We start from the raw sequence: 26,423 nt of genomic DNA on the forward strand, positions 1-26,423 counted from the left end.
ATGAACAAAAAAAACTACATTAGTATTGCACTGTTACTTACTGCATTTTTTATATGCTCAAATGTTGCAGCACAGGCAACAAAAGACTTTAACGGAATATATTTTGTACGATGGAAAGGAATCGCAGTCAATACAGCAATGATTCTTATTGGTCAAGTTGATGAAAGTGGAATAGCACCAGTTACTGTAAGAGTTATTTATGAAGATATGACCTTTAAGATAATAAAAGCGGAATATTTTTCAAAATTGCAAGTAACAGAGAAAAATGAAGTAACGAATCTTTTAATATCAGAAGGGAAATTTTCAAAATTCATAAAAGGAGAAGACCTAAACTTTTTTCCAGTTTCATTTGTAATTCAAATTCAGAAAGAAGGAACGGTTGGCAAATGTGACTTTGGAGAATTAGAAATTTATTCTTTTGAAAACAAGAAAGAACTTCAAACTGTAATGGAGGATTTTTACAAAACTGATGATCCTTTGTACAAAGTAATATCAAGTTATATTGATAAATTGGAATGATTTTTTTATTACCAATATTTGAGTAATAAAAATTGTAGCACATCTCTAAAAGGCACACTTTTAAAAAATTATCAATAAAATGAAAAAGAAATAAATTTTCATAGCGAAGTTCGGTTACTTATAATCATAAATTTAGTATCTGTTTTTGACTTTTATTTAAACGATAAACCCCTTAATGCCAAATACCCTTTTATAACCAAGATTAACTGTAAATTGTATTCAATTTTAAATATGATATTTTTTATAAGGAAAATTAAGATGATAATTAGTCTTTTTCGCTAAAAATTTATTAAACAGCAATATTGAATCGGAATGATTTTTAATTTATTATGATAACATAGAATAAATATTTATTTTTGCGCACTGATAAAATTAAAATTATTACTCCAATATATTATGGTAAAAGATTTATTCGAAAGAATTCAGAACAATAAAGGGCCTTTAGGAAAATGGGCTTCACAAGCAGAAGGTTATTTTGTATTTCCTAAATTAGAAGGAGATTTAGGGCCAAGAATGAAATTTCAGGGAAAAGAGGTTTTAAACTGGAGTCTGAATGATTATCTAGGTCTTGCAAATCATCCGGAAGTACGTAAAGCAGATGCTGATGCCGCTTTAGAATATGGAGCTGCCGCTCCAATGGGTGCTCGTATGATGAGTGGTCACACTAAATATCATGAACAATTAGAGCAGGAATTGGCTGCTTTTGTAATGAAAGAATCAGCTTATTTATTGAATTTTGGTTATCAGGGAATGGTTTCTATTATTGATGCTTTGGTTACCAGAAATGATGTAATTGTGTATGATGTAGATGGGCATGCCTGTATTATTGACGGAGTTCGTTTGCATAGTGGTAAACGTTTTACATATAAGCATAATGACATTGAAAGTATGGAGAAAAACCTGCAGCGTGCTACTAAACTGGCAGCAGAGCAAGGCGGAGGAATTCTTTTTATTACTGAAGGTGTATTTGGAATGCGCGGGCAACAAGGAAAATTGAAAGAAATTGTAGAAATGAAAAAGAAATACAATTTTCGTCTTTTGGTTGATGATGCACATGGTTTTGGAACTCTTGGAAAAACAGGAGCGGGGGCAGGCGAAGAGCAGGGCTGTCAGGATGGAATTGATGTTTACTTTTCAACTTTTGCTAAATCTATGGCTAACATTGGTGCTTTTGTTGCTGCGGATAAAGATATTATAGATTATTTAAAATACAACTTACGTTCTCAAATGTTTGCAAAAGCATTACCAATGATTCAAACTATTGGTTCATTGAAACGTTTGCAACTGTTACGTGATAACCCTGGATTGAAAGATAAATTGTGGGAAAATGTAAATACTTTGCAAAATGGTTTGAGAAGCAAAGGGTTTAATATTGGTGACACCAATACTTGTGTTACACCAGTTTATCTGGAAGGAAGTGTACCTGAGGCAATGGTAATGGTGAATGATTTAAGAGAAAACTATGGTATTTTCTTGTCGATCGTAATTTATCCGGTAATTCCAAAAGGAATGATTTTATTGCGTGTTATTCCTACCGCTTCTCATACACTGGAAGATATTGCTGAGACACTTACTTCTTTTGAAGCTATCCGTGAAAAATTAGTAAATGGTACCTATAAAGAAATTGCTAGCAGAACTACAGTCGATCTGGATGCTTAAAAATTCATAATTAATATGGGAATTATATAAAAAAAATCCACTCTTAATAGGAGTGGATTTTTTTTGTTTGAGGTAAATTTATACTTCTAATCACTTAAAGATAAAAATATGAAAAAAATAGCAGCAATAATAATCATGATGTCTAGTATTTTTATTTCCTGTAAAAAGGAAACAACGCTTTCTTCTCCACAAATAACTCAAGATTCTCCTAAAGAAGCTGAAATTGTCGAGCCGGCTGGTAATCAATGTTATGCATGGGGAGCAAATGGCAGTGTTATTGAAATGAGTTTTAATGTAAATTCGAATCAGGAAGTAAACGGAAAACTAAAGTATAATTTAGTAGGGAAAGATAAAAATGAAGGAACTTTGATTGGAAATATTTACGGTGACACTATTATAGCCGATTATACTTTTGACTCAGAAGGTGTTTCATCAATTCGTGAAGTAGCATTTTTACAAAAAGACGGAACTTACATTGAAGGCTATGGTGATGTTGTTGAAGCAAATGGAAAAGTAAGTTTTAAAGACAGAAAAAAATTAAAATTTGATATGAAAAATACATTGACTAAAGTCGATTGTACTGAGTAGACCATATTTTAAATAAGTAATAAAACAAAAGCGTCCGAAAATTTTCGGGCGTTTTTGTTTAAAAGAAAATTTCAAATCATTGTTGAAATCAAGTAAAATAATATATTTATATTAAGTATCTGAAGCCGTTATTGTACGTTGTAATCCTCGTAAATTTTTGATCTTTCGCCCATCAAAAACATTTTTTTCTTAAGAAAATGAATAGAAAACTGGCTGTACATCCATTCGTCGCTGTCTTCTGTTCTGTACCAAAATGTATATGAAGCGCTATTGTATCCGTCTTTACGTATAGCAGTACCTTCCCAATTGCATTCTATGCCCCAATTTATTTTTTTCTTGGTCATATCATCATATTGTATCACTCCGCTTCCGTCATCATTTAAAACTGTGCTTGGCTCTTTTTTGTCCGGAGGCAGGAATGTACCGGTAATATGGTAAGGAAGGCTATTGGTAATATAATGTTCTTTTGATTTATATACGATTTGATAAACCTGAACTTGTGAATGTATTTTTATAGTAACAAAAAATAAGATAAAAGGGAATGCTTTTAGGATTTTCATTTTACGTAGGTTTTAGGTCTTGGAACTTATTTTAAATTGGGGGCATTTATTTAGCTAATATACTTTAATTTAACAAGGAAATAAACGTTTGTTTTTGAATTAAACAAAAAAAATATTTGAAAAAATATAATCAAAAAATATAATCAAAAAATAAAATAATTGAAAAAAGATAATTGTTTTATAAAAAAAAGCCTCAGCAAATAAGTATTGCTGAGGCTGTCTATATAATGAAAAATAAATTAGTTTTTCTCAATCCATCTTCTGGCGTTAACAAAAGCTTCATGCCAAGGAGAAACTTCGTCATTTCTGTCTTTTGGATAATATGCCCAGTTCCATTGGAAAGTCGAACGCTCGATGTGAGGCATCATAACCAAATGTCTTCCGGTTTTGTCACACATCATAGCGGTGTTATAGTCAGAGCCGTTCGGGTTTGCCGGATAGCCTTCGTAAGCATATTTAGAAACAATGTTGTATTGGTCTTCTGCATAAGGTAATTTGAATTTACCTTCTCCGTGAGAAACCCAAACTCCCAAAGTACTTCCGGCCAAAGTTGATAACATCACAGAATTGTTTTCCTGAACCGTTACAGAAGTAAAGATACTTTCGTGTTTCTGGCTTTGGTTATGAAGCATTTTTCCGTGTACTTCATGCTCCGGATTAATTACTTCCAATTCCATGAACAACTGACATCCATTACAGATTCCAACAGATAAAGTATCTTCTCTTTTAAAGAAGTTATCCAAAACTGTTTTGGCTTTTTTGTTGTATAAAAATGCTCCGGCCCAGCCTTTTGCAGAACCTAAAACATCTGAATTAGAGAATCCTCCAACAGCTCCGATAAACTGAATATCTTCCAAAGCTTCACGACCAGAAATTAAATCGGTCATGTGAACGTCTTTTACATCAAAACCAGCCAAGTACATAGCATTTGCCATTTCACGCTCAGAATTACTTCCTTTTTCACGAATAATAGCGGCTTTTGGTCTTGGTTTAGAATTATCGATTTCAGGTTTTTTCCCTGTAAAGTGAGAAGGGAAAGTATATTGTAAAACTTGATTTTTATAGTTTTCAAAACGTGCCTGAGCTCTTCCGTTTTTAGATTGTTTTTGATCTAATAAATAAGAAGTTTCAAACCAAATGTCTCTGTATTTTTTTATGTCTAAAGTCCAAAGTCCAAGGACTAAAGTTTCAGTAGTTGTCGCTTTTCCTAATTTAAAGAATTCGATATTATTCGCTTTCAATTTAGATTCAACAGCCAAATCTGATTTTGCCTGGAAAACGATTCCGATGTTTTCAGCGAAAAGGATTTTCAATACGTCTTTTTCCGCAAAAGCGCTGAAATCAATTTTAGCTCCCAGATTCACATCAGCAAAACACAATTCTAATAAAGTCGTAATTAAACCACCGCTTCCGATATCGTGTCCGGCTACAATCTGGCTTTCGCCGATTAATTCCTGGATTGTATTAAAAGCATTTTTGAAGAAAGAAGCATCTTTAATTGTAGAAGTTTCATTTCCGATTGTATTTCTAATTTGTGCAAAAGAAGAACCACCCAATTTGAATTCATCCTGAGACAAATTGATATAATAAATGGAATCTCCGTTTTTTTGTAAAACCGGTTCAACCACTTTTCTGATATCGGTACAGTTTCCTCCAGCCGAAATAATAACCGTTCCCGGTGCGATTACTTCGTCGTTTGGATATTTTTGTTTCATCGAAAGTGAATCTTTTCCTGTCGGAATATTGATTCCCAATTCGATAGCGAAATCTGAACAACCTTCAACGGCAGCGTACAAACGAGCATCTTCACCTTCGTTTTTACAAGCCCACATCCAGTTGGCAGATAATGAAATACCTTTTAAACCATCTTTAATAGGAGCCCAGATAATGTTTGATAACGATTCTGCAATAGCATTTCTGCTTCCTGCAACCGGATCAATCAGAGCTGCGATAGGAGCGTGGCCGATAGAAGTTGCGATTCCTTCTTTACCTAAATAATCCAATGCCATAACACCAACATTATTCAAAGGCAATTGCAAAGGTCCTGCACATTGTTGTTTCGCTACTTTTCCACCCACACAACGGTCAACTTTGTTGGTTAACCAGTCTTTTGAAGCTACAGCTTCTAGACGTAAAACGTCTTTTAAATAACTTTCAAAATCATTTGCTGAATAAGCAACATCAGCATATTTTCTGTCAATAGTTTTATCTGTCATTATCGTTTTAGGAGAACTTCCGAAGAAATCTTCTAAAGCGTAATCCATCGGTTTTGAACCATTTGATTTTGATTGAAAAGTAAAACGGTGATCTCCCGTAACATCTCCAACCTGATACATTGGCGAACGCTCTCTGTCAGCGATTCGTTGTAAAATAGCAATATCTTTTTGACCAATAACCAATCCCATTCTTTCCTGAGATTCGTTACCGATAATTTCTTTTGCAGAAAGTGTAGGATCTCCAACTGGCAATTTATCCAAATCGATTAATCCACCGGTTTCTTCAACCAATTCAGAAAGACAGTTTAAGTGTCCTCCAGCTCCGTGATCGTGAATCGAAACAATTGGGTTATTGTCGCTTTCTACCAAACCACGAATGGCATTGGCAGCACGTTTTTGCATTTCTGGATTCGAACGCTGAATAGCGTTTAACTCAATTCCTGAACCAAAAGCACCGGTATCTGCAGAAGAAACAGCAGCGCCACCCATCCCGATTCTATAATTTTCTCCTCCAAGAATTACAATTTTATCGCCTTCTTGTGGTTTCTTTTTAATAGCCTGATCTAATTTTCCGTAACCAATTCCACCCGCTTGCATGATTACTTTATCGTAACCAATTTTGCGATCGTTTTCTGAATGTTCGAAAGTTAAAACAGAACCTGTAATCAACGGTTGTCCGAATTTATTTCCAAAATCAGAAGCTCCGTTTGACGCTTTGATTAAAATATCCATTGGAGTCTGATACAGCCATTTTCTTTCTTCAACAGCATTTTCCCAAGTCCTGTCATCCTGAGCGGAGTCGAAAGACTTTAAACGAGAGTATGAAGTCATGTAAACTGCAGTTCCTGCTAATGGCAATGAACCTTGTCCACCTGCTAAACGGTCACGAATTTCTCCTCCTGAACCTGTTGCAGCTCCGTTAAAAGGTTCCACAGTTGTTGGGAAATTGTGTGTTTCTGCTTTTAAAGATAAAACCGAATCAAATTCTTTTATTTCGTAATAATCAGGTTTGTCAGCTGTTTTTGGTGCAAATTGCTGCACTTTTGGTCCTTTTACAAAAGCAACGTTGTCTTTGTAAGCAGACACAATATCATTAGGGTTTTCCTGTGATGTTTTTTTGATTAATTTAAAAAGAGAAGTTTCTTTTTCTTCGCCATCAATAACAAAAGTTCCGTTGAAAATCTTGTGACGGCAGTGCTCTGAATTCGCTTGTGAGAAAGCAAAAATCTCAGAATCGGTTAGTTTTCTTCCCAGTTTTACAGCCAGATTGTCTAAATAATCTACTTCTTCCTGGCTTAAAGCCAAACCTTCTACTTTATTATAAGTGGCAATATCATCGATTTCCAAAATTGGTTCCGGCTGAACATTTATAGTGAAAATCTCCTGATCTAATTGATTGAATTTTTGTGAAAGCATTGGGTCAAAATCAGTAAAATCTTCCGTTGCCGGATGAAATTCTTCAATTCTGATGATACCCGAAATACCCATATTCTGAGTGATTTCTACAGCATTTGTGCTCCAGGGTGTGATCATAGTGGCGCGGGGACCAACAAAAAAATCCGTCAAGGCGGATTTTTCGATCTTATTTGAGTCGGCAAAAAGCCAATTTAATTTTGAAATGTCTTGAGCTGAAATTTCGTTTTCCGTTTGAACGGCAAAAACAGTTTTGCTTTGGTTTTCAAAGAAATGGATCATTTTGTGTGTTTGTTGTATTGAGGTGCAAATTTAGTCAATTCAAACCAAAAAAAAAAGAGACAATCTGCCTCTTTTTTAGTTATTTATTTTTCATGATTTTATCCATAATGCAATTTTGCGGGGTTTATTTTATCGTATATTTCGCATTTTTGATCCATGATTTTACTTGCCAAGAAGTGTTATTTTAGATTTGAATAAAAAGGCTTCATATTGAGTAAGTCAGTTTTTAAATAAAGTAAGATGTGATTTAACTAGTTGATAATTATTTTTTTGATCATAGTTTTCGAATCTTTTACAATTTTTACCAAATAAATGCCGCTTGAAAGATGGCTTACTGAAACGGAAGTGTCAACAACGTTTTCTTTTGCAAAAACTATTTGACCTGTAAATGATAAAATTTCTATCGAATAAGGAGAGTCTAAATTGTTTAATCCAACATAGAAGTTTCCATCAGATGGATTCGGATAAATGATAATTTCCTCTGAAAGAGCAACAATCTCATCCTCTTCAATAGGTTGTGCCATTTTACTTGCCAGATTGTTGCAGGTATCAGTGGAGTAAGAATCCCATTGAGCACTTAAATTGAAAGTTGTATAAGGAGAAGTTACAGTTGATTTTCTTCTTAAAGTAACATCGACAGCAAAGTTTGCAGTTCCGCCATTAAACGTTCCGATGATGTCAATTAAAACTCCGTTTTTAAATAAACCTACAGCATCATTTCCGTTAAACATCAACTCTGTTCCAGAAGTAGAAATATTCGCAGCGTTTGTAGAAAAACAAGTTGCAGAAATAGAACTGTTTACAATAACAAATTTACTTCCGTTTGTTAATGTTCCGCTTAAAGCTAAACCTGTACTCCATGCTCCGGCACCGTTGGTTTGTTTTTTAATCGTATAAGTTGATAAACTAACAGAGCTTCCCGTGTTGTTTGCAATTTCCAAAGCTTTATTATTTCCTGAACCTTCAATATATTCAGAGAAAAGTAAATCTGTAGCTGTTGCTGTACCACTGCTGTTGGTCGTTACGGCAATCGTACTGCTTGAAGCAGAAGCGTTCCCTGCTGCATCTCTGGCTTTTACATAAACAGAATAACTGGTTGAAGCTGTTAAACCAGTTATAGTGGCTGTTACTCCTGAAACAGTTGTTTTTAAAACGCTGTTTGCATAAACGTCATAGCCTGTTACGGCAATATTATCTGTAGACGCAGTCCAGGAAATTGTAAGTGAAGTTGCTGTTTTTGATGTTGATACCAAACTCGTTGGAGCAGTTGGAGCCTGAGTATCTCCGGAAGATGTACCGCCCCAAATTTGATTTACATATTCCGGATGATCAATGTAAGGATTTCTATTATTTTGGCGTGCATAAATAGCATTGTTTCTCGCAATTTCTCGTGCACTTACAGGATCCTGCGCATTCCATGCTAATAGCATACTTAAGAATGCGGCAGTAAATACTTTGTTGCTGGAACCATCAAACATAGGATAAGAGTACCCAGCGACCGTATTTTCATAACGGGTTGCAAAATAAAAATACATTCTGGCAATATCACCTTTAAAAGCATTTACGGGCTCAAAAACAGTTCCTGAATATCCGGATACAGAACTTGATCCTAGTTTACTTCCGTTTTGAGAAATATAAGTTACAGAATTTACCGTTCCGTGAGGATAATTAGAACGTATTCCGTTTACTTTCCCATCAGTTGGTGTAATAAAATGTGCATCAGCTACCATTGGAGACTGTTCATTAAAAACGGATTGCGGAATAATGTGCTCTCTATTATAACAGTCACCTTCAACAGAATAATTACCACATCGTTGTGTGCTTGCTGTACTGTAATTATAAGGATCTGTTCCTGTTGGATTTTCGGAATACATATCTAAAATGGTTCCGTCATTTTCATAAAAATTATCAACGTCAGAAGTTTGATAGGTAGTGTACAAACCGGCATACCCTTTATCAGTATGACCTTTAATGATGTTGTACAATTGGGTCTTTAAGGTATAGCCTGTTCCAGTTGCAGTATTGTAATACCCACTCGGAATTTGAGCAAAACTTGCTGTAATAACGAGTAATAAGAAAAAAGAGTAGCATTTTTTCATAAAAATAGTTTTAGATTAGGTTGTTTAATAAATTGATTAAGAGTATTTTAATTTATTATTTGTATCAAAATTACTACTTTTAAGAACACGCTGAGTTAACTAATGTTTATTTTTGGATATATTTTCTTACGCGTGTTTTTTTGAGAAAAAAATCCAGAAAAGTCGAGAAGAAGTGAAGTTTTATTTTTTTTCTGAAATCTTTTTTTATGGCTTTTCTGTATTCTTTTTCAGATTTGGAACTACCATGGTCAATTATCTCAATATTATAATTGTAGACTTGTGACTTGGATTTTTTATATCGTCAAAACCAATTACTTCATTGAAACTGTTTTTTTTGGCATTGTATAAATATAAATTGTACGACCAATTATTCTTACATCAAAAATATTTTGAACTAATATGTCTTTAATTTTATGATTATTTAAGTCTTGAAATTCAATTTGTTGAACACTGCTAAAAATGCAATCTTTTGCTAAAACTGAATTTTTATTTTTGCGTTTTTGATTAATGATCATAGTGCAGTTTTTATCCTCATTATAATCATCTTTTCCTTCGTTAAATGAGATTAGTTTAAAGAGATTCCTTTGCCTTTATAAATAGAATCACATTTTATAATATTTTCTTTTTGACGAAATGAGCTGGTGCAGAATGATAAGCAGATTAGTGTTAGAATACTTTACTTCATTTAATATATTATTTCAAACTTACCACCATCTTCATGGTAAAACTTTTATTTAGGAAAGTCTTTACTCTGATAAGCCCCCAAATCAGGTGGAGAAGTTCTGGAGTTTTCAATAATATCTAATGGAATGATATAAGTCTGGTTTCCTTTCGCGAAAGCGGAAGAACTGATGTCAATGTTGAATTTATTCTGAGAAACATTATAAAACTTTGGGTTTTCGTTTAAAATAATTTGATTGTAATGTGCTGTGTCAGTACCAAATTGATAATCAGGATTAGAACTTGTTGTGCTGAATTTCAACAAACAATTGTTCAGTTGATAGACAAAACCAGCATTTGTGTTTTTATTTAAATTGAATTCATTTGTATTTGAACCGTAAATAATACAATTGTTAAAAGTGGCCTCACTCAAATCATTCGTTTCAGGAGTTGCTCCGGTTTTGCTATTACTGAGGTTAACGGCATATTGTTGACCTCCGGACCAATTGTTGTTAAAAGTACAGTGTGTAAATTTGTAATTGCCTCCGTAAACACAAGATAAACTTGCTAGACCGGCGTAATTGATAACGATGTTTTCTCCGTCGATACGAGCATTTTCAGCCAAAATTCCATAATTAGAACAATTGTAAATCTGAGCGTTTTTTAATTGGATTGTTGATTTATCCTGACCCTGAACTGACAAACCGATCGTAGCGTTTTTTAAAGTCAAATGATTAATGGAATGGCTGGTGCTTTCTTTTGCTAAAATAACTGAACCCCATTGCCCCGGAACATCCGAAAATTCGGGTTCTAAACGATCTCCTTCAAAAACAACTTCATTTTCAAGTTTTGCAGTTGCTGAGGCACTTCCGTTAATTTGCAGAGAAGCATTTTTAGTAACAAAAAGACCTGAATTGGCATGAAAATGAACTCTTGAACCGGCTTCAAAAGTCACGGTTTTATTTTCAGGAACTCCGGCATATCCATAAATCACATAAGGTTTTTGTTCTGTAAAAAACAACTCATTTCCATTTGTTTCATCATTTTCATTGAGATAAAACCCATCAATATCTTTGCCGTCAATCTGAATTTTTTCTTTAGATCCATCCTGATTTTGCTTTGGATATAAAAAAACGGCATCCTGAATTAAAGTAACAAGAGCCACTTTTTGAAGATTTGCACCACTGTCAAACTGAATTTCATCTGTGTATAAAAAATCAGTCGTATTAGCATCTGTAATATCTGCTGTGGTTTCAATAAAAATATACAAACTGTCTTTGGCTAAGAGTGTAACGTTGTTAAAAGCTTTGCCACTATTACCATTCATTCCGTCAACAGTCATTCTGTATTTTGAATTTAATGCGTTCTTAAGTTGAATGGTTGGAATATTAATATCCTCCTTACTGCGGTTGTATACTTTTAGATTGTATGTGCTGGAGCCAATATTTTTAAAAACAGTATCTAAATATACAGTATCTTTTGAGAATTTTAAATTTCCGGTACTCGCAACAGTATCAAAATCAGTTCTACATGAACTGGCAGCTAAAAGTATTCCGAAGATAAAGAGTACAAAACAATGACGCATGGAGTAGTTTTTTTGTAAAAATAACAAAAATCTTATATGTTAACAGTTGATTTTGAATTTTAGAATTGCTTTTTCTGATTTGTATCTTATCTTTTCTTTAATTTTACGATTTTAAAGCTGATTTTAATGAATTATACAAAAGAGCAAATTATAGCGTATTGCAATGAGTTTTCAAAAAACACATTGATGGAAACGCTAAAAATAGAATATATTGATGCGGGTGAAGATTTTTTAGTTGCCAAAATGCCTGTAAATCCTTCTGTTCATCAGCCAATGGGATTACTGCACGGAGGTGCTTCAGTTGCTCTGGCTGAAAGTGTTGGCAGCGCTGCATCGCATTTTTTTATCAATTCTAAAGAGCAAGAGGTACGAGGAATAGAAATTTCAGCAAATCATTTGAAGAGTATTCGCGATGGAATGGTTTTTGGAACTGCACGTATTATTCATAAAGGCAGAAGTGTTCATCTTTGGGAAATTAAAATTACAGATGAAGCCGGAAATCTGATTTCGCTTTGCAAGCTGACGAATATGGTTTTAGAAAAAAAGATAAGCGAATAATAATGAATGACTTTTTTTCTAGTGTAAGAAAACACCAGGCACAAAATTTGCCTTTTGTTATCTATTCAAAACCTGATTCTAATAGTATTTTTGCTTTTTTACAGCAAAATGATAAGTTATATAGAGTATCGGATTATAGCGAAAAAGGTTTTGTTTTTGCTTCATTTGATGAAAAGCAATTGATTTTGATTCCGGAAAAGCAATCTAAAATTATTAGTGCAAAACAGACGGAACTACCTTTTAATGCTTTTGAAATTGATGAAGTAAATTTGGATCTCACAGCCAAAAAGCAGTACGAAGATTTGGTTTTAAAAGGAATAGAAGCGATTCAAAACGACGAATTCAAAAAAGTAGTTTTGTCCAGAAGTGAATCTGTTGATTTAGTTAATTTTGACTTTATTGTCACTTTCCAACGATTGATTCATTTATATCCGTCGACTTTTGCATATTGTTTTTTTCATCCAAAAATAGGACTCTGGATGGGCGCAACACCCGAACAGCTATTGAAAGCCAATGAAAACGTTTTTGAAACAACTGCTTTAGCAGGAACACAAAAGGCAAATTTGGAAACCGAAATTAGTTGGGGACAAAAAGAAAAAGACGAACAGCAATATGTAACCGACTTTATTGTAAAGCGATTAAGAGAAGTTGCAAATTCAGTTGTAGTTACAGAACCTTATAGTGTGAAAGCAGGATCAATCTGGCATATAAAAACTGATATTTCGGGAATTTCGAATGAAAATTCTACTTTGGAGGAAGTAATCGATACGCTTCATCCAACACCAGCAGTTTGTGGTTTACCAAAGAAAAAAGCAAAAGTATTTATTTTGGGAAACGAAAATTATGACAGAACTTTTTATACAGGTTTTCTTGGTGAACTTAATAGCAGTTTTGCAAATGATTGTATAAGCTCTGATTTATTTGTAAATTTACGAAGTATGCAGATTCAGGGAAATAAAGCAATTTTGTACATGGGCTGCGGAATTACAAAGGAAAGTATTCCTGAAAAGGAGTGGGAGGAAAGCGTCAACAAATCAATGACAATGAAAAGAGTTTTGAGAATAGAGAATAGGGAATATAATAAAGAATATAGATGAAAAAATCAATTTTAATTTTTCAAAATTGAAATTGAAGTTGATTTTTTAAAATTGAAATTAATAATTATGAAATTAGACATATTAGCTTTTGGTGCACATCCCGATGATGTAGAATTAGGTTGTGCAGGAACCATTTTAAAAGAAGTTTCTCTGGGGAAGAAAGTTGGAATCGTTGATTTAACCCGTGGCGAATTAGGAACACGCGGTACAGCTGAAACCAGAGATGAAGAAGCCAAAGATGCGGCTAAAATTTTAGGTGTTTCTGTTCGTGAAAATTTAGCTATGCGTGATGGGTTTTTTATGAATGACGAAAAACATCAGTTAGAAGTTATTAAAATGATTCGAAAATATAAGCCAGAAACTGTCTTATGTAATGCTATTGATGACCGCCATATTGATCACGGAAAAGGAAGTAAATTAGTCTCAGACTCTTGTTTTTTGTCAGGACTAATTAAAATTGAAACTTTCATTGATGGAGAAAAGCAAGAAGCCTGGAGACCAAAAGTAGTATACCATTATATTCAGTGGAAAAATCTACAACCTGATTTTGTTGTTGATATTACTGGGTTTGAAGAAAAGAAAGTTGAAGCAATTTTGGCTTATAAAACGCAATTTTATGATCCAAATTCTAAAGAGCCTGTAACACCAATTACAAGTAAAAACTTTTTAGAAAGTTTAAATTACAGGGCACAGGATCTGGGAAGGCTGGTTGGCAAAGATTTTGCTGAAGGTTTTACTGTAGAAAGATGTTTGGCTGTCAATAGCTTAGATGATTTGATATAAAAAGATAGATTTTTTTTTAATTTTTTCTTTGTAGAAGTAATCCTTTGTTATATATTTGCAACCGCTAAGCGAAAGCTTAGAAAAATGGTGGTTGTAGCTCAGTTGGTTAGAGTAGCGGTTTGTGGTGCCGCGGGTCGCCGGTTCGAACCCGGTCAGCCACCCAGAAATTTAAAGCCTTGAAGAAATTCAGGGCTTTTTTTGTGGGTATAATTGATTGATATAAACTCCATAATTTTAAAGAAACAATTTGCTTTCCTATTATATTGAGATTTCTTTAATGGTAAGAGTGATTTGGGATCAATACGAAAACGTCCTCTAAATTTGTAAAAAAATAGCTTTACCAAATAAAAAAAAAGACTATCTTTTTTTAGACAGTCTTCTTCTTTTTATACTTTAACTAATAACAAACATTCTTTTAATTCAGGTTTTTCGACTATAAAGTGTAATAACCATTCTTGTAGTTGTTCCATTTCGTAAGGTAACAGTGTTCTAATGGCTTTTTCTAATTCTTTGTAAAAAAGCACCGGATCGAAACTTACTCTTTCGAGTATTGATTTCGTGTAATCAAACATCATTTTTGACATAATAAAATAAGATTTTGGGGGGTTATCTCTATTTTTAAACTCAAGCCAAATTTAAATAAATATCACATATAAAATACATTTTTAACTTATTTTTTTAAAAATAGTAGTAACGAATACGTTTTCTTAATGAATATAAGTCAATATAGAATTATTCTATATTGTATTTGTGTGAATTATTTTACAGCTCTAAACATTTCTCTTTTTCCCGGCGGACCAGGTAATTTTTCAACTGTAAATCCAACTTCAATCATACTTCTTTTAACAACTCCCCGAGCAGCATAAGTTACTAAAACGCCATTTGGTTTTAAACTATTGTACATTTTCTCGAAAATTGCTGTGCTCCACAACTCAGGTTGAACCCTGTATCCAAAGGCGTCAAAGTAAATCAAATCAAAAGTTTCAAAATCGTCTATTTCATCAAAAAATTGTTTTCTTTTGGTTAACGAAAAAGTAGAACTTATTTCAGTTTTTAAATTCCACTCGCATTCATGCATGGTCTGAAAAATGGCATCAAATTGGTCTGCTTCAAGCTCTGATACATAATTCATGGCTGCAACTTCAACAATATTAACGGGATAGGCTTCTACACCTGTGTAATTGATAATTTGTTTTTTTTGATTTGAATCCAAAAAAGTTATAAAAGCATTTAAGCCGGTTCCAAAACCTATTTCCAGAATATTTATGGATCTGTCTTCAAAAAGGGAAAGCCCATTTTCTATAAATACATGCTTAGCTTCCTGTATTGCACCGTGTTTTGAATGATAACATTCATCCCATTCTTTTAAATGAATTGTAGTTGAGCCATCCAGCGTTTTAATTATTTCTCTTTCCATCAATTTTGAACTTTACAATGCGATTTCAATACTTGTTGTATATGTAACAAGTCAAATTTAATCAAAACTAATGCGTAAAGCCTTAAAAAAATAAGGTTTTTTCATAAAATCCTTATAAAAACCAGTTAAATTTTTAGGTTTATTATAAAATAAATAAATCTCAGTTAAACGTGGTAAATAATGTTTTTTTGATAAGTAAATTATATAAATTTATTTAATTTTGCATTCAATAAATTCTATTTTATATCATATCATCACTTTAGGTATTTTTTTCTTGTAGATTAAAAATTACGTAAAACTTACACTTACATTATTATGAGTACAACTCAAACAAGCAAAATTGAAATCATAAAAGCGACTTCGTCAAAAATAAGCGGAGTAGACTTTGAAAACTTAAGCTTTGGTGCTGTTTTTACAGACCATTTATTTGAATGCGATTTTAAAAATGGAGAGTGGCAGGCACCGGTCATTAAGCCTTATGCTCCAATTTTAATGGATCCTTCTTCAAAAGTCTTTCATTATGGTCAAGCAATTTTTGAGGGTATGAAAGCTTATAAAGATGATAACAATGATGTTTGGTTGTTCAGGCCTGATGAAAACTACAAACGTTTTAATAACTCGGCAGTTCGTATGGCGATGCCAGAAGTGCCTGAAGCTGTATTTATGGATGGTTTGAATGAACTATTGAAATTAGATAAAGAGTGGATTAAGAAAGGAAACGGAAGCAGTATGTATATTCGTCCTTTTATGATTGCTACAGGACCCGGAGTTGTTGCAAATCCGTCGGATGAATATAAATTCATGATTTTACTTTCTCCTGCACAATCTTATTATGCCGGTGAAGTAAAAGTAATTATTGCCGAGCATTACAGCAGAGCTGCTAATGGTGGAATTGGTGCTGCTAAAGCAGCAGGGAATTATGCTGCACAGTTTTATCCAACAAATCTGGCAAATAAAGATGGTTTCCAGCAGGTAATCTGGACTGATGATGCAACACATACTAAGCTTGAAGAAGCCGGAACAATGAATGTTTTCTTTAGAATTAATGATACATTGCTGACTGCTCCAACAAGTGAAAGAATTTTAGATGGTGTTACCAGAAAAAGTTTAATTGCAATGGCTGAGAAAGAAGGCTTAAATGTTGAAGTTCGTCCTGTTATTGTTTCAGAACTGGTAGAGGCTGCTAAAAACGGATCTTTAAAAGAAATCTTTGGTGCTGGTACAGCTGCTGTTATAAGTGTTATTAAAGGATTCTCTTATCAGGATGTTTATTACGAAATGGCACCAATCGAGAATTCATATGCATCTCTTTTAAAAGAAAAACTAACAAATCTTCAAAACAAACTTGCTGAAGATACTTTTGGATGGACCGTTAAAGTTCAATAATCCAAAATTAGTTTAAAATACTAACCCGACAGTTTTTAAAATCCTGTCGGGTTTTGTTTTTATAATAGTTTAGAAAAATCAGGTTTAAAATAATTAGGTCCTTTCATTACTTTTCCGTCTTCACGATAAATAGGTTGTCCGTCTTCACCTAATTTGCTCATGTTACTTCGTTGGATTTCATCAAAAACAGCTTCTATTTTGTCCTGTAAACCGTGCTCAATAATCGTTCCGCACAAGATATACATCATATCTCCAAGAGCATCAGCAATTTCAACCAAATCATTGTTTTGTACTGCTTCAAGATATTCTTCATTTTCTTCTTTCATTAAATTATAACGAAGGTTTTTTTTGGTTTCTCCTAAGTCTGCAAGGGGAGTTTCGCTGTGGCCTATTTTAAAAGCAGTGTGGAATTCTTTTACTGCATCGATTTGTTTCTTCATTTTTTTATTTGATTAAATGGAGTGCCAAATTAGCAACTATTCATATACAATTCTCTAAATTTGTCAAAAATAATTATCAACTATGTTTAGTCAGGGACAATTAATATTCGCAGTCTGTTTTTTTATTGCATTTGTAATCGTAATGATTTTTGCTTACCGAAAAGATCTTGCTCTACACAAAATTTTCTATAAAGGAAATTACAAGGTATTAATTGGTTTCTTACTTTTTATTGTTATTTTATTTTTGATAAAATTCTTTTTTAAAAGGTAAGAGCGGAAATTTATTTCTATGTTTAAGAATATAAAATATGGAATAAAATTTACCCTTTAGACTTTCAAAAATCGTTTTGTTATGTTTTTTTGAGTATAACATAATTGAAAAGAAGCATTTTTGCTTTTTTGTTATTCATAAGATAGTAAATAATTTATAACTTTACGACACCAAACAACCTACACAATGAAAATCTTAAAATATTTATTTCTTTTACTTTTATTAAGTTTTGTTGCTTTAACTGTTTTTGTAGCCACGCAAAAAGGCGTTTTTACAGTAGAACGAAGCAAAGTGATTAATTCTCCAAGAGGAACCGTGTATAATTATGTAAATGATTTTAGAAATTTTGAAGATTTTGAATCCTGGGCAGTTGAGGATCCAACAATAAAAATGTCATTTCCTGCAAAAACAACAGGAAATGGAGCTTCTTTTTCCTGGGAAGGAAGTGAGGGAAAAGGAAATGGAATAACATTAAAGGTTCAGGAAGGGGAAAGTATTCATCAAAAAATGAATTTTGAAGGAACTCATGCTGACGTTAATTGGGTTTTTAAGGATACACTCAATGGTAAGACAAAAGTTACCTGGAAAGCAAAAGGTGAAATGAGTTTTTTGTTTAAAATTTACACTGTTTTGAATGGTGGTTTCGATAAAATAATAGGAACTATATATGAAAAAACGCTTGCCAACATTGATAAGAATTTGTATTATGAAACGAAAACTTATGCTATAAAAGTAAATGGTGTTGTCAAAAAAACGGAGACTTTTTACATTAAACAGACATTTACAAGTGAAATTCAAAAAGTAAATAAAAATGCGAGAATTGTTATTCCGAAATTGATTGAGTTTAGCAAAACAAATAATTTATATACAAACGGAAAACCTTTTATTATTTATCACACTTATGATACAAAAACAAATTTGGCGAAAATTTCAATATGTTTGCCAATAAATAAGGAAATTTCAATAAGTTCAGGAAGTGATATTTTGTCCGGAAAATTAAATAGCTTTGATGCTGTAAAGACTACTTTAAAAGGAGATTATTTGCATAATAATGAGGCTATTTCAAAAACAATAGCTTTTATTAATACTGAAAAAATTGTTTCTGATTTAAGTTGGTCACATCTTGAAATTTTAACAGTAGGTAAATTAGATGTTAAAAGTTCTTCCAAATTGGTAACAGAAATTTATTTTCCTATTGTACCTAAAGTTATACCTGTTGTTACGGTTCCTGTATATAAACCAGTAGTGCCTGAACCAGTTGCTAAAAAACCTTCAGAAACTACTGTTCCTAAAGTAACTTCGGAAGAAGAATCTGAATTTTAAATAATAATAATAATCAGATTAAACCTTTTGTAATAAATTCATTCTAACAAACAAGATAAATTAAAAACTTGACAAACGAGAAGGAATTTATAGCGCAATTGTTAAATTCTAAAACGCAAAATGCTGCGTTTCAATTACTCTTGTCAGAATATCAAAAGCCATTGTATTCTCATATTCGGAATATTGTTTTGAATCATGATGATGCTGATGATGTGTTACAGAATACCTTTATAAAAGTATTTCAATATTTAAAAAATTTTAAAGGCGAAAGCAAGCTTTTTTCATGGATGTATCGTATTGCAACCAATGAAGCACTGACTTTTTTGAGTCAGAAGGCTAAATTAAATGGCTTGACATCAGAAGCGTTACAGAATAAGACTATTGATAATTTGAAGGCGGACACTTATTTTGACGGTGATGAAATTCAGATAAAGCTTCAAAAAGCGATTGTTACATTGCCGGAGAAACAACAATTAGTATTTAAAATGAAGTATTTTGAAGAATTGAAATATGAAGAAATCTCCGAAATTCTTGGAACTTCAATAGGAGCATTGAAGGCTTCTTATCATCATGCTGTTAAAAAAATCGAATTATATGTTACATCAAATTAAACCTTTTGTTATAAAACATATCTAATATAGTATGAAAACATTTAAATTAGAAAACGAGCCTAAGGTAAAAACCGGATTTAAAACTCCGGATCATTATTTTGATGATTTTTCGACAAAAGTTTTACTGCAAATTAATGAAAGAGATGTGAAGGTGATTCCAATTTACAATCGTAAAAAGGTTATTGCAATGCTTGTTGCTGCAGTAGTTGTTATTGCATTGATGATTCCTATAGTAAATAATTATAATAAAGGGAAAGAACTTGACGAGGCTGCTTTAGAAACGTATTTATCGTATCAGTCTAATATAAATCAATATGATTTGATTCGTGAATTAGACACTAAAGATATTGAAGCAATCAATAAAAATGTTGTGCTTGAACAGGAAACCCTTGAAGATGTTTTGTCTTCAAATCCAAATATTGAAAATTTAATTTCAGAATAAAAATTAAAAACAATAAAGATGAAAATCAAAAATATACTACCACTATTACTTTTTTTACTTAGTTTATCGTTTTATGGACAAAATGATAGAATTGATGAAAAACGTGAAAAAATTAAAGCTTTCAAAGTTTCTTTTTTAACAACAGAATTGGAGCTTACTTCAACAGAGGCTGAGAAATTCTGGCCAATTTATAATACTTTTGACGATAAGCAATTTGAATTACGTCATAGTAAAATGAAAACGTATTTGAGCAAATTGAATGATGATAATATTAATTCAATTTCAGAAAAAGAGGCTGCTACACTTTTGTCGCAAATTGAAAGTACGGATAAAGAATTGTTTATTCTGAAAGAAAAATATATGGCTAATCTTAAAAAAGTACTATCAGCAAAAAAAATACTAAAACTGAAGAAATCTGAGGATGATTTATACCGAAAATTGTTAAAACAATATAAGGAAAAAGCCTCTAAAAATTAAGAAGTTTTATAGCAAATATAATAGCTCAAATACCACAAGGCAATAATACCACAAGAACAACAGCGATAAGACCCCTGTATAATAATACTTACTTTATTATTTAGGGGTCTTGTTATTTTTATTATTTAAAGCGAAGTCTGACAACTTTGTTGTAGCCAGCTGCAATTGCTGTATTTTTATTGACAAAACGAATCGTAAAAAATTTAGAATCTGTAGATAATTGTGTCCAGTTTTCACCGCCATTTTGAGAATACTGGATCCCTTCAGAACCAACACAGACTAATTCTTTACCGTTTCCTCCTGGAACATACTGTATACATGAAGCATATCCAAAACCCATTCCCTGTCCTATTAATTGCCATGTTTTTCCGCCATCTTCTGTAAAGGCTTTATTGTCTGTTTTTATGTTTGGAAGTTCGTAATCCCCGCCGGCAATAAATCCGTGTTTCGAATCGTAAAAGTCAGCAGTAAAAATTCCTGTCATAGTTTTTCCCTGAACAATAGGAGTGTCAATTACTTTCCAGGTTTTACCTTTATCTTCAGAATAAAAAACGCGTGATTTTTTTCCTCCGGAAACCAGCCAGGTATCATCACCTTTTATAACTATATTTGAATTACTGGCTGCAAAAGCAGTCTCACCCTGAGCATTTGTTGGTAATTTGTATGATAATACTTTTGTCCAGGTTTCTCCTCCGTCGCGGGTTATAATGACTGAAAAAGTATCTTCTGTCGGATCGCCAATGGCAATACCTTCTTTGTCATTCCAAAATTGCATACTATCATAAAAAACTCTCTCATTGATTTCTTTATAAACTAATTTTACTTTGTTTGTTTTCTTAGAAACTGAATAAAGTAATGCAGGATTGCCGACACTTAATAAGAAAATATGTTTAGAAGTTTGGGCAATGCTTCTAAACTCTAGTTTCAAGGTGTCACGATAAATATGCTCTTCGAATTTCTCGTTTTTATCCAAATCATAGTATCCAAAACGAGAATTATCTGCACCGTACCAAACTTTATTTTTGTCAATTGTAATGGCTCTGATACTAATTTTATCCTCAAATAAGGTATCTGTCTGCATTGATGTAAAACCACTATAAGAAGTTTTTTTAGCGCTATAATTCAATGGCTTAAAGGATATAAATAAAATAAAAAGACCACAAAATAATATTGTTTTTTTCATATAGGTTGAGATTTAGTTATCGCTAAAATACAATTATTTATAATATATGATATATATTTTGTTTTTTTTATGGCACAGTAATTGAATACTTCAGAATATTAATCTTAAAATGATTTGCCATGAAAACGAAATTACTTTTAATAGCCATGTTAGCCATAGGTTTGACTTCATGCAGTGTTCAAAGCCAAACTACAGTATATGCAAAAAACTCAGATATAAGCGATAATTTAGATTTAAGAGCTGTTGCTTCTATTTTTGGAGAGTCTGCTAATCTTCAGGATTTTGAAAGAAGATTAAACGATCCTAAATATCAGATTTCAAATCTTGACCTGAATAATGATGAGCAGGTTGATTATTTACGTGTTATCGAAACCGTAGAAGACAGAACTCACGTTGTAATTATCCAGGCTGTTCTTGATCGTGATGTATATCAGGATATTGCAACTATTGATGTTGAAAGAGATAATTCTAATAAAGTAGTTGTTCAGGTTGTTGGTAACAGTTATTTATATGGGGATAATTATATTTATGAACCCGTTTATAATGTAGCCCCAGTAATTTATACTTCATTTTGGGTAACAAACTACAGACCTTATTACTCTACATGGGCATGGAATTTTTATCCAACATATTATGTTGCCTGGAGACCGTATCCGATTTACAGATATAGAAGTAATATCAATATTTGTATAAATGTAAACAATCATTACAATTATGTGAATTACAGAAGAAGTTATAGAGCTCCTGTTCTATACGAAACAAGACGTTCTTATGGATACGAAAGACAGCATCCTAATTATAGTTTTTCTCAAAGACATGCAAATGTTAACAACCGATATGAATTAGATCAAAGACGTTTAGCAGGAAGAAGTCAAAATGGTTATAACGGCAGGTCAAATTCAGCAAGGATTTCGGGTAATGAAAACAGAACGGCAAACAGGAATTATGCCGAAAATAGAAATACAACTAACAGAAGTTATAACTCAAATAGAGTTTCTTTGGGAAAAGATAATAACGCAGTCAGACCAAATAAAAATAATTCTGGAAGGTTTGAAAATACTCAGAAAACTGAATCAAGAGTGAATTCAGAAAACAGAACTAGTAGAAATAGATCCATTTCAACATCAAGAGTAGAATCTCCAGGAAATGAACCTTCAAGAAGATATACACAAAACAGTGCGCCTTCAATTCAAAGAGCTGAAACTCCCAGAGTACAATCTTCAGGAAATTATACACAAAACAGATCAGCTTCAGAAAGCAGATCAAGCTCAGCAAGACCTCAAAATACGCAGCGTTCTGAGTCACCAAGAGTGAGTCAGGAGTCTAAAGGAGGACAGTCGCAAAGAGAAAGTGTTTCAGGATCCAGAGGAGGCGGAAGAAGAGGTTAATCTCTAAAATAAATTTTAAAATTTTTAAAAAAGCACAATCACCAGATTGTGCTTTTTTTTATCTTTTTAATTATAATTGAGGCTAATTTGTTTTAAAACAGTAAATTTGCAACCGTCTTTTATAAAAATATACATGAACGCATCGCATAAAAACTTGCACAGTAAGTTGTCTATAGGGGGGTTATTAATTACATTAGGAATTATTTATGGAGATATTGGCACTTCTCCATTATATGTAATGAAGGCCATACTTGGTGAACATTATATTGATGCAGATATTGTTTTGGGAGGCATTTCCTGTGTTTTTTGGACATTAACCCTCCAAACTACAATTAAGTATGTGCTTATTACTTTAAGTGCTGATAATCATGGTGAAGGTGGTATTTTTGCATTATATGCCTTAGTCAAAAAAACTAAAATAAAATGGCTAATTGTTCCTGCTATTATTGGAGGTAGTGCATTGTTAGCCGATGGAATTATAACACCGCCTATTTCAGTTTCCTCTGCGGTAGAAGGTATAAAAACGTATTATCCTGAAATAAATACAATTCCTATAGTTATTGGTATTTTACTTGTGTTATTTACCATTCAACAATTTGGTACGAAGCTCGTTGGTAAATTTTTTGCGCCAATGATGCTTATTTGGTTTGCTATGTTGGGAATTTTAGGATCCATTCAGATTTTAGATCATCCGGAGGTTATTAAAGCAATTAATCCTTATTATGCTTATCATTTGTTATCCATTCATCCTGACGGTTTTTTTGTACTAGGATTTGTATTTTTATGTACTACAGGAGCCGAAGCGTTGTATTCAGATATGGGACATTGTGGTAGAAAAAATATTAGAATTAGCTGGATTTTTGTCAAGCTAACTTTAGTACTAAATTACTTTGGTCAGGCAGCTTATCTAATTCATCATGAAGGCGAAACATTACTGACATTAGGGGGAGAGAATGGTAATCCTTTTTACCTAATTATGCCTGATTGGTTTCAGCCGGCAGGAATCGTGATTGCAACTTTGGCAGCAGTTATAGCATCGCAGGCACTTATTAGTGGTTCATTTACTTTGATAAATGAAGCTATGCGATTGAATTTCTGGCCAAAAGTAAGAATCAAATATCCTACTGAAGTAAAAGGGCAATTGTATATTCCATCAATCAACTGGTTGTTGTTTTTTGGTTGTGTCGGAATTGTTTTGCATTTTGAAAAGTCAAGTAATATGGAGCACGCCTATGGTCTGGCCATTGTACTATGTATGATTATGACTACTATTTTGCTGAATTATTATTTGATTATGAAAAGGGTAAAACTATATTTTATGGTTCCTTTAATTACAATATATTTAATAATTGAAGGTTGTTTTTTAATTGCTAACATTACTAAATTTGCCGAAGGCGGTTATGTAACTTTAATCATTGCTATTTTGTTGATTTCAGTAATGACCACATGGTTTCTGGCTAAGAAAATTAACAAAAGCTACACTAAAATCATTAAAATTGCCGATTATAAAAAAGTACTGATGGAATTGAGTGAGGATTTGTCTATTCCAAAATATGCTACTCATTTAGTTTATATGACAAATGCTAATCGTGTTGATGAATTAGAGCAAAAAGTAATGTACTCAATCTTGCAAAAACGACCAAAAAGAGCAGATATTTATTGGTTTGTACATGTTAATATCTTGTCTGAACCTTATAAAACACAATATAAAGTTACTGAGATTGCCAAAGATGACATTTACAGAGTTGATTTTAATTTAGGCTTTAGAGAACCTACCAAAATCAATTTAATGTTTAGGGAAGTTATACGTGATATGGTAAAAAATGGTGAGGTTGATATTACAAGCCGTTATGAATCATTAAACAAAAACAATATCGTTGGAGATTTCAAGTTCGTATTATCAGAGAAATTCTTATCTAATGACTCCGATTTATTATGGCATGAGAAGATAATCATGAATTCATACTTTTTAATCAAAAAATTAAGTTTGTCTGAAGAAAGTGCTTTTGGTCTAGACAGCAGTTCCGTAAAAATTGAGAAATTCCCAATGGTGCTTCACGCTCCTGAGAACATAGGTTTGACCAGAATTATAAAATAATTTGGTTTTACATTAAAAAGAAAGACACTCTTTTATACTTTATAAGAGTGTTTTTTTTTTTTTAAGAAAGTTAAAAAATACAATCAAAATTAAAAATTTAACTTTCAATCAATTAATAGTACCTTTGCAACTCAAATAATTAAAATGAGATTACACAGAAATTTAGTTTATACTACCATCGATTCTTTGAATGCTATTTTCAATGAAGGAGAATATGCAGATAAAGTGGTAGCGAGAGCCTTAAAAAAAGACAAACGTTGGGGAAGTTCTGACAGGAAGTTTGTTGCTGAAACCATATACGAAATTGTTCGTTGGAAAAGATTATATGCTGAAATTGCCGAAGTTAAAGAACCTTTTGACAGAGATAATTTATGGAGAATGTTTGCAGTTTGGGCAGTTTTAAGAGGTTATCCAATTCCGGATTGGAGACAATTGGAAGGTACGCCTGAAAGAAAAATAAAAGGTCGTTTTGACGAGCTTTCAAAAGTTAGGGCTTTCAAAGAATCTATTCCGGACTGGATTGATGAATTGGGAGTAAAGGAATTAGGAGAAAAAGTCTGGTCTACAGAAATTGCAGCCCAAAATCAGCCGGCCAAAGTTATTTTAAGGACCAATACACTTAAAGGAACGAAAGAAAACCTGAGAAATACGTTGATGGATTTAAATATTGAAACAGAATATTTAAAAGATCAGCCGGAAGCTTTAGTTCTGAAAGAAAGAGCGAATGTGTTTTTAACAGATGCTTTTAAACAAGGACTTTTTGAAGTTCAGGATGCAAATTCACAATTGGTAGCCAGTTTTCTTGATGTAAAACCAGGTATGCGCGTTGTAGACACTTGTGCCGGTGCTGGCGGAAAAACACTGCATATTGCTTCTTTAATGGAAAATAAAGGGCAATTGATTGCAATGGATTTATACGAAAGTAAATTGAAGCAATTAAAATTAAGAGCCAAAAGAAATGGTGCCTTTAATATTGAATATCGTATTATTGACACTACAAAAGTGATCAAAAAATTACACGAAAAAGCAGATCGTGTTTTAATTGATGCACCCTGTAGCGGTTTAGGAGTTTTAAAAAGAAACCCTGATGCAAAATGGAAACTACAGCCTGAATTTATTGACAACATTCGTAAAGTGCAGGCAGAAGTTTTAGAAAGTTATTCCAAAATTGTAAAACCGGGCGGAAAATTAGTGTATGCAACTTGTTCTGTTTTACCATCAGAAAATCAGGAACAGGTAGAAAAATTCCTGAAAACCGAAATTGGCAAACAATTTACATTTATAAAAGACCGCAAAATCCTGGCTTCAGAATCTGGTTTTGACGGATTTTATATGGCGCTATTAGAGCGTAAAGAATAAATTCAATTA

24 protein-coding genes and 1 tRNA gene are annotated in these 26,423 nt (G+C 32.6%); 16 read left to right on the forward strand and 9 right to left on the reverse strand.

Features of this window, described 5'->3' with window-relative positions:
• The 3 genes from ACEN2I_RS01650 (at window position 1) to ACEN2I_RS01660 (ending at window position 2,766) form a co-directional block, all read left to right on the forward strand.
• Window positions 1–519, forward strand: coding sequence for a hypothetical protein (locus tag ACEN2I_RS01650; protein WP_441764378.1), 519 nt, complete (start codon window positions 1–3; stop codon window positions 517–519).
• A gap of 396 nt (window positions 520–915) precedes the next feature.
• A complete protein-coding gene (locus tag ACEN2I_RS01655; RefSeq protein ID WP_441764379.1) occupies window positions 916–2,178 on the forward strand; it encodes an aminotransferase class I/II-fold pyridoxal phosphate-dependent enzyme in 1,263 nt (420 codons plus the stop codon).
• Window positions 2,179–2,286: 108 nt separating this feature from the next.
• Window positions 2,287–2,766, forward strand: a complete 480-nt coding sequence (locus ACEN2I_RS01660) for a hypothetical protein (protein WP_441764380.1) — start codon at window positions 2,287–2,289, stop codon at window positions 2,764–2,766.
• 128 nt (window positions 2,767–2,894) lie between these two features.
• On the opposite strand, the gene ACEN2I_RS01665 is transcribed toward ACEN2I_RS01660, so the two are convergent.
• The 5 genes from ACEN2I_RS01665 to ACEN2I_RS01685 form a co-directional block, all read right to left on the reverse strand.
• The gene (locus ACEN2I_RS01665; RefSeq protein ID WP_441764381.1) at window positions 2,895–3,326 is read right to left on the reverse strand and encodes a hypothetical protein; all 432 of its coding nucleotides are present in this window, start codon (window positions 3,324–3,326) and stop codon (window positions 2,895–2,897) included.
• Window positions 3,327–3,565: 239 nt separating this feature from the next.
• Window positions 3,566–7,237, reverse strand: coding sequence for a phosphoribosylformylglycinamidine synthase (purL, locus tag ACEN2I_RS01670; protein ID WP_441764382.1), 3,672 nt, complete (start codon window positions 7,235–7,237; stop codon window positions 3,566–3,568).
• Between the two features lie 251 nt (window positions 7,238–7,488).
• Window positions 7,489–9,336 carry an endonuclease gene (locus ACEN2I_RS01675; RefSeq protein WP_441764383.1) on the reverse strand — a complete coding sequence of 616 codons (1,848 nt, stop codon included), beginning with the start codon at window positions 9,334–9,336 and terminating at the stop codon, window positions 7,489–7,491.
• 311 nt (window positions 9,337–9,647) lie between these two features.
• Window positions 9,648–9,851, reverse strand: a complete 204-nt coding sequence (locus ACEN2I_RS01680; protein WP_441764384.1) for a hypothetical protein — start codon at window positions 9,849–9,851, stop codon at window positions 9,648–9,650.
• Between the two features lie 215 nt (window positions 9,852–10,066).
• A complete protein-coding gene (locus tag ACEN2I_RS01685) occupies window positions 10,067–11,581 on the reverse strand; it encodes a hypothetical protein (protein ID WP_441764385.1) in 1,515 nt (504 codons plus the stop codon).
• Between the two features lie 126 nt (window positions 11,582–11,707).
• On the opposite strand from ACEN2I_RS01685, the gene ACEN2I_RS01690 reads away from it, so the two are divergent.
• The 4 genes from ACEN2I_RS01690 to ACEN2I_RS01705 all read left to right on the forward strand — a co-directional run bounded on the left by ACEN2I_RS01690 (window position 11,708) and on the right by ACEN2I_RS01705 (window position 14,180).
• Window positions 11,708–12,139: a PaaI family thioesterase gene (locus tag ACEN2I_RS01690; RefSeq protein ID WP_441764386.1), complete on the forward strand. Its 432-nt coding sequence runs from the start codon at window positions 11,708–11,710 to the stop codon at window positions 12,137–12,139.
• A gap of 2 nt (window positions 12,140–12,141) precedes the next feature.
• Window positions 12,142–13,236, forward strand: coding sequence for a chorismate-binding protein (locus ACEN2I_RS01695; protein WP_441764387.1), 1,095 nt, complete (start codon window positions 12,142–12,144; stop codon window positions 13,234–13,236).
• A gap of 66 nt (window positions 13,237–13,302) precedes the next feature.
• On the forward strand, window positions 13,303–14,019 hold the full coding sequence (gene bshB1, locus ACEN2I_RS01700; protein WP_441764388.1) for a bacillithiol biosynthesis deacetylase BshB1: 717 nt from the start codon (window positions 13,303–13,305) through the stop codon (window positions 14,017–14,019).
• Window positions 14,020–14,106: 87 nt separating this feature from the next.
• A tRNA-His gene (locus ACEN2I_RS01705) sits at window positions 14,107–14,180 on the forward strand.
• Window positions 14,181–14,405: 225 nt separating this feature from the next.
• Here the strand turns inward: ACEN2I_RS01705 and ACEN2I_RS01710 are convergent.
• On the reverse strand, window positions 14,406–14,603 hold the full coding sequence (locus ACEN2I_RS01710) for a hypothetical protein (RefSeq protein WP_441764389.1): 198 nt from the start codon (window positions 14,601–14,603) through the stop codon (window positions 14,406–14,408).
• Window positions 14,604–14,776: 173 nt separating this feature from the next.
• Window positions 14,777–15,436: a tRNA (5-methylaminomethyl-2-thiouridine)(34)-methyltransferase MnmD gene (gene mnmD / locus ACEN2I_RS01715; protein ID WP_441764390.1), complete on the reverse strand. Its 660-nt coding sequence runs from the start codon at window positions 15,434–15,436 to the stop codon at window positions 14,777–14,779.
• A 315-nt stretch (window positions 15,437–15,751) separates the two neighbouring features.
• On the opposite strand from mnmD, the gene ACEN2I_RS01720 reads away from it, so the two are divergent.
• A complete protein-coding gene (locus ACEN2I_RS01720) occupies window positions 15,752–16,822 on the forward strand; it encodes a branched-chain amino acid aminotransferase (RefSeq protein WP_441764391.1) in 1,071 nt (356 codons plus the stop codon).
• Between the two features lie 59 nt (window positions 16,823–16,881).
• On the opposite strand, the gene ACEN2I_RS01725 is transcribed toward ACEN2I_RS01720, so the two are convergent.
• Complete coding sequence (locus ACEN2I_RS01725) at window positions 16,882–17,262, reverse strand: hypothetical protein (RefSeq protein ID WP_441764392.1); 381 nt, start codon at window positions 17,260–17,262, stop codon at window positions 16,882–16,884.
• A gap of 82 nt (window positions 17,263–17,344) precedes the next feature.
• On the opposite strand from ACEN2I_RS01725, the gene ACEN2I_RS01730 reads away from it, so the two are divergent.
• From ACEN2I_RS01730 to ACEN2I_RS01750, 5 genes are all read left to right on the forward strand, one after another.
• Window positions 17,345–17,533, forward strand: coding sequence for a hypothetical protein (locus ACEN2I_RS01730; protein WP_223683155.1), 189 nt, complete (start codon window positions 17,345–17,347; stop codon window positions 17,531–17,533).
• Between the two features lie 186 nt (window positions 17,534–17,719).
• On the forward strand, window positions 17,720–18,856 hold the full coding sequence (locus tag ACEN2I_RS01735) for an SRPBCC family protein (protein WP_441764393.1): 1,137 nt from the start codon (window positions 17,720–17,722) through the stop codon (window positions 18,854–18,856).
• A 68-nt stretch (window positions 18,857–18,924) separates the two neighbouring features.
• Window positions 18,925–19,467 (forward strand): RNA polymerase sigma factor, encoded by a 543-nt coding sequence (locus ACEN2I_RS01740; protein WP_441764394.1) that lies wholly within the window; start codon window positions 18,925–18,927, stop codon window positions 19,465–19,467.
• Between the two features lie 31 nt (window positions 19,468–19,498).
• Complete coding sequence (locus tag ACEN2I_RS01745) at window positions 19,499–19,909, forward strand: hypothetical protein (protein WP_441764395.1); 411 nt, start codon at window positions 19,499–19,501, stop codon at window positions 19,907–19,909.
• An 18-nt stretch (window positions 19,910–19,927) separates the two neighbouring features.
• On the forward strand, window positions 19,928–20,386 hold the full coding sequence (locus ACEN2I_RS01750; protein WP_441764396.1) for a sensor of ECF-type sigma factor: 459 nt from the start codon (window positions 19,928–19,930) through the stop codon (window positions 20,384–20,386).
• 121 nt (window positions 20,387–20,507) lie between these two features.
• Here ACEN2I_RS01750 and ACEN2I_RS01755 read toward each other — a convergent pair whose 3' ends face one another.
• Window positions 20,508–21,569, reverse strand: a complete 1,062-nt coding sequence (locus tag ACEN2I_RS01755; RefSeq protein ID WP_441764397.1) for an oxidoreductase — start codon at window positions 21,567–21,569, stop codon at window positions 20,508–20,510.
• A 119-nt stretch (window positions 21,570–21,688) separates the two neighbouring features.
• On the opposite strand from ACEN2I_RS01755, the gene ACEN2I_RS01760 reads away from it, so the two are divergent.
• The 3 genes from ACEN2I_RS01760 (at window position 21,689) to ACEN2I_RS01770 (ending at window position 26,414) form a co-directional block, all read left to right on the forward strand.
• A complete protein-coding gene (locus ACEN2I_RS01760; RefSeq protein WP_441764398.1) occupies window positions 21,689–22,957 on the forward strand; it encodes a hypothetical protein in 1,269 nt (422 codons plus the stop codon).
• 133 nt (window positions 22,958–23,090) lie between these two features.
• Window positions 23,091–25,055 carry a KUP/HAK/KT family potassium transporter gene (locus ACEN2I_RS01765; protein WP_441764399.1) on the forward strand — a complete coding sequence of 655 codons (1,965 nt, stop codon included), beginning with the start codon at window positions 23,091–23,093 and terminating at the stop codon, window positions 25,053–25,055.
• A gap of 144 nt (window positions 25,056–25,199) precedes the next feature.
• Entirely contained in the window at window positions 25,200–26,414 is a 1,215-nt protein-coding gene (locus tag ACEN2I_RS01770) for an RsmB/NOP family class I SAM-dependent RNA methyltransferase (RefSeq protein ID WP_441764400.1), read from the forward strand.
• Window positions 26,415–26,423 lie beyond the last annotated feature (9 nt).

The sequence above is a fragment of the Flavobacterium sp. W22_SRS_FK3 genome (assembly GCF_052113665.1).
Taxonomy (GTDB): domain Bacteria; phylum Bacteroidota; class Bacteroidia; order Flavobacteriales; family Flavobacteriaceae; genus Flavobacterium.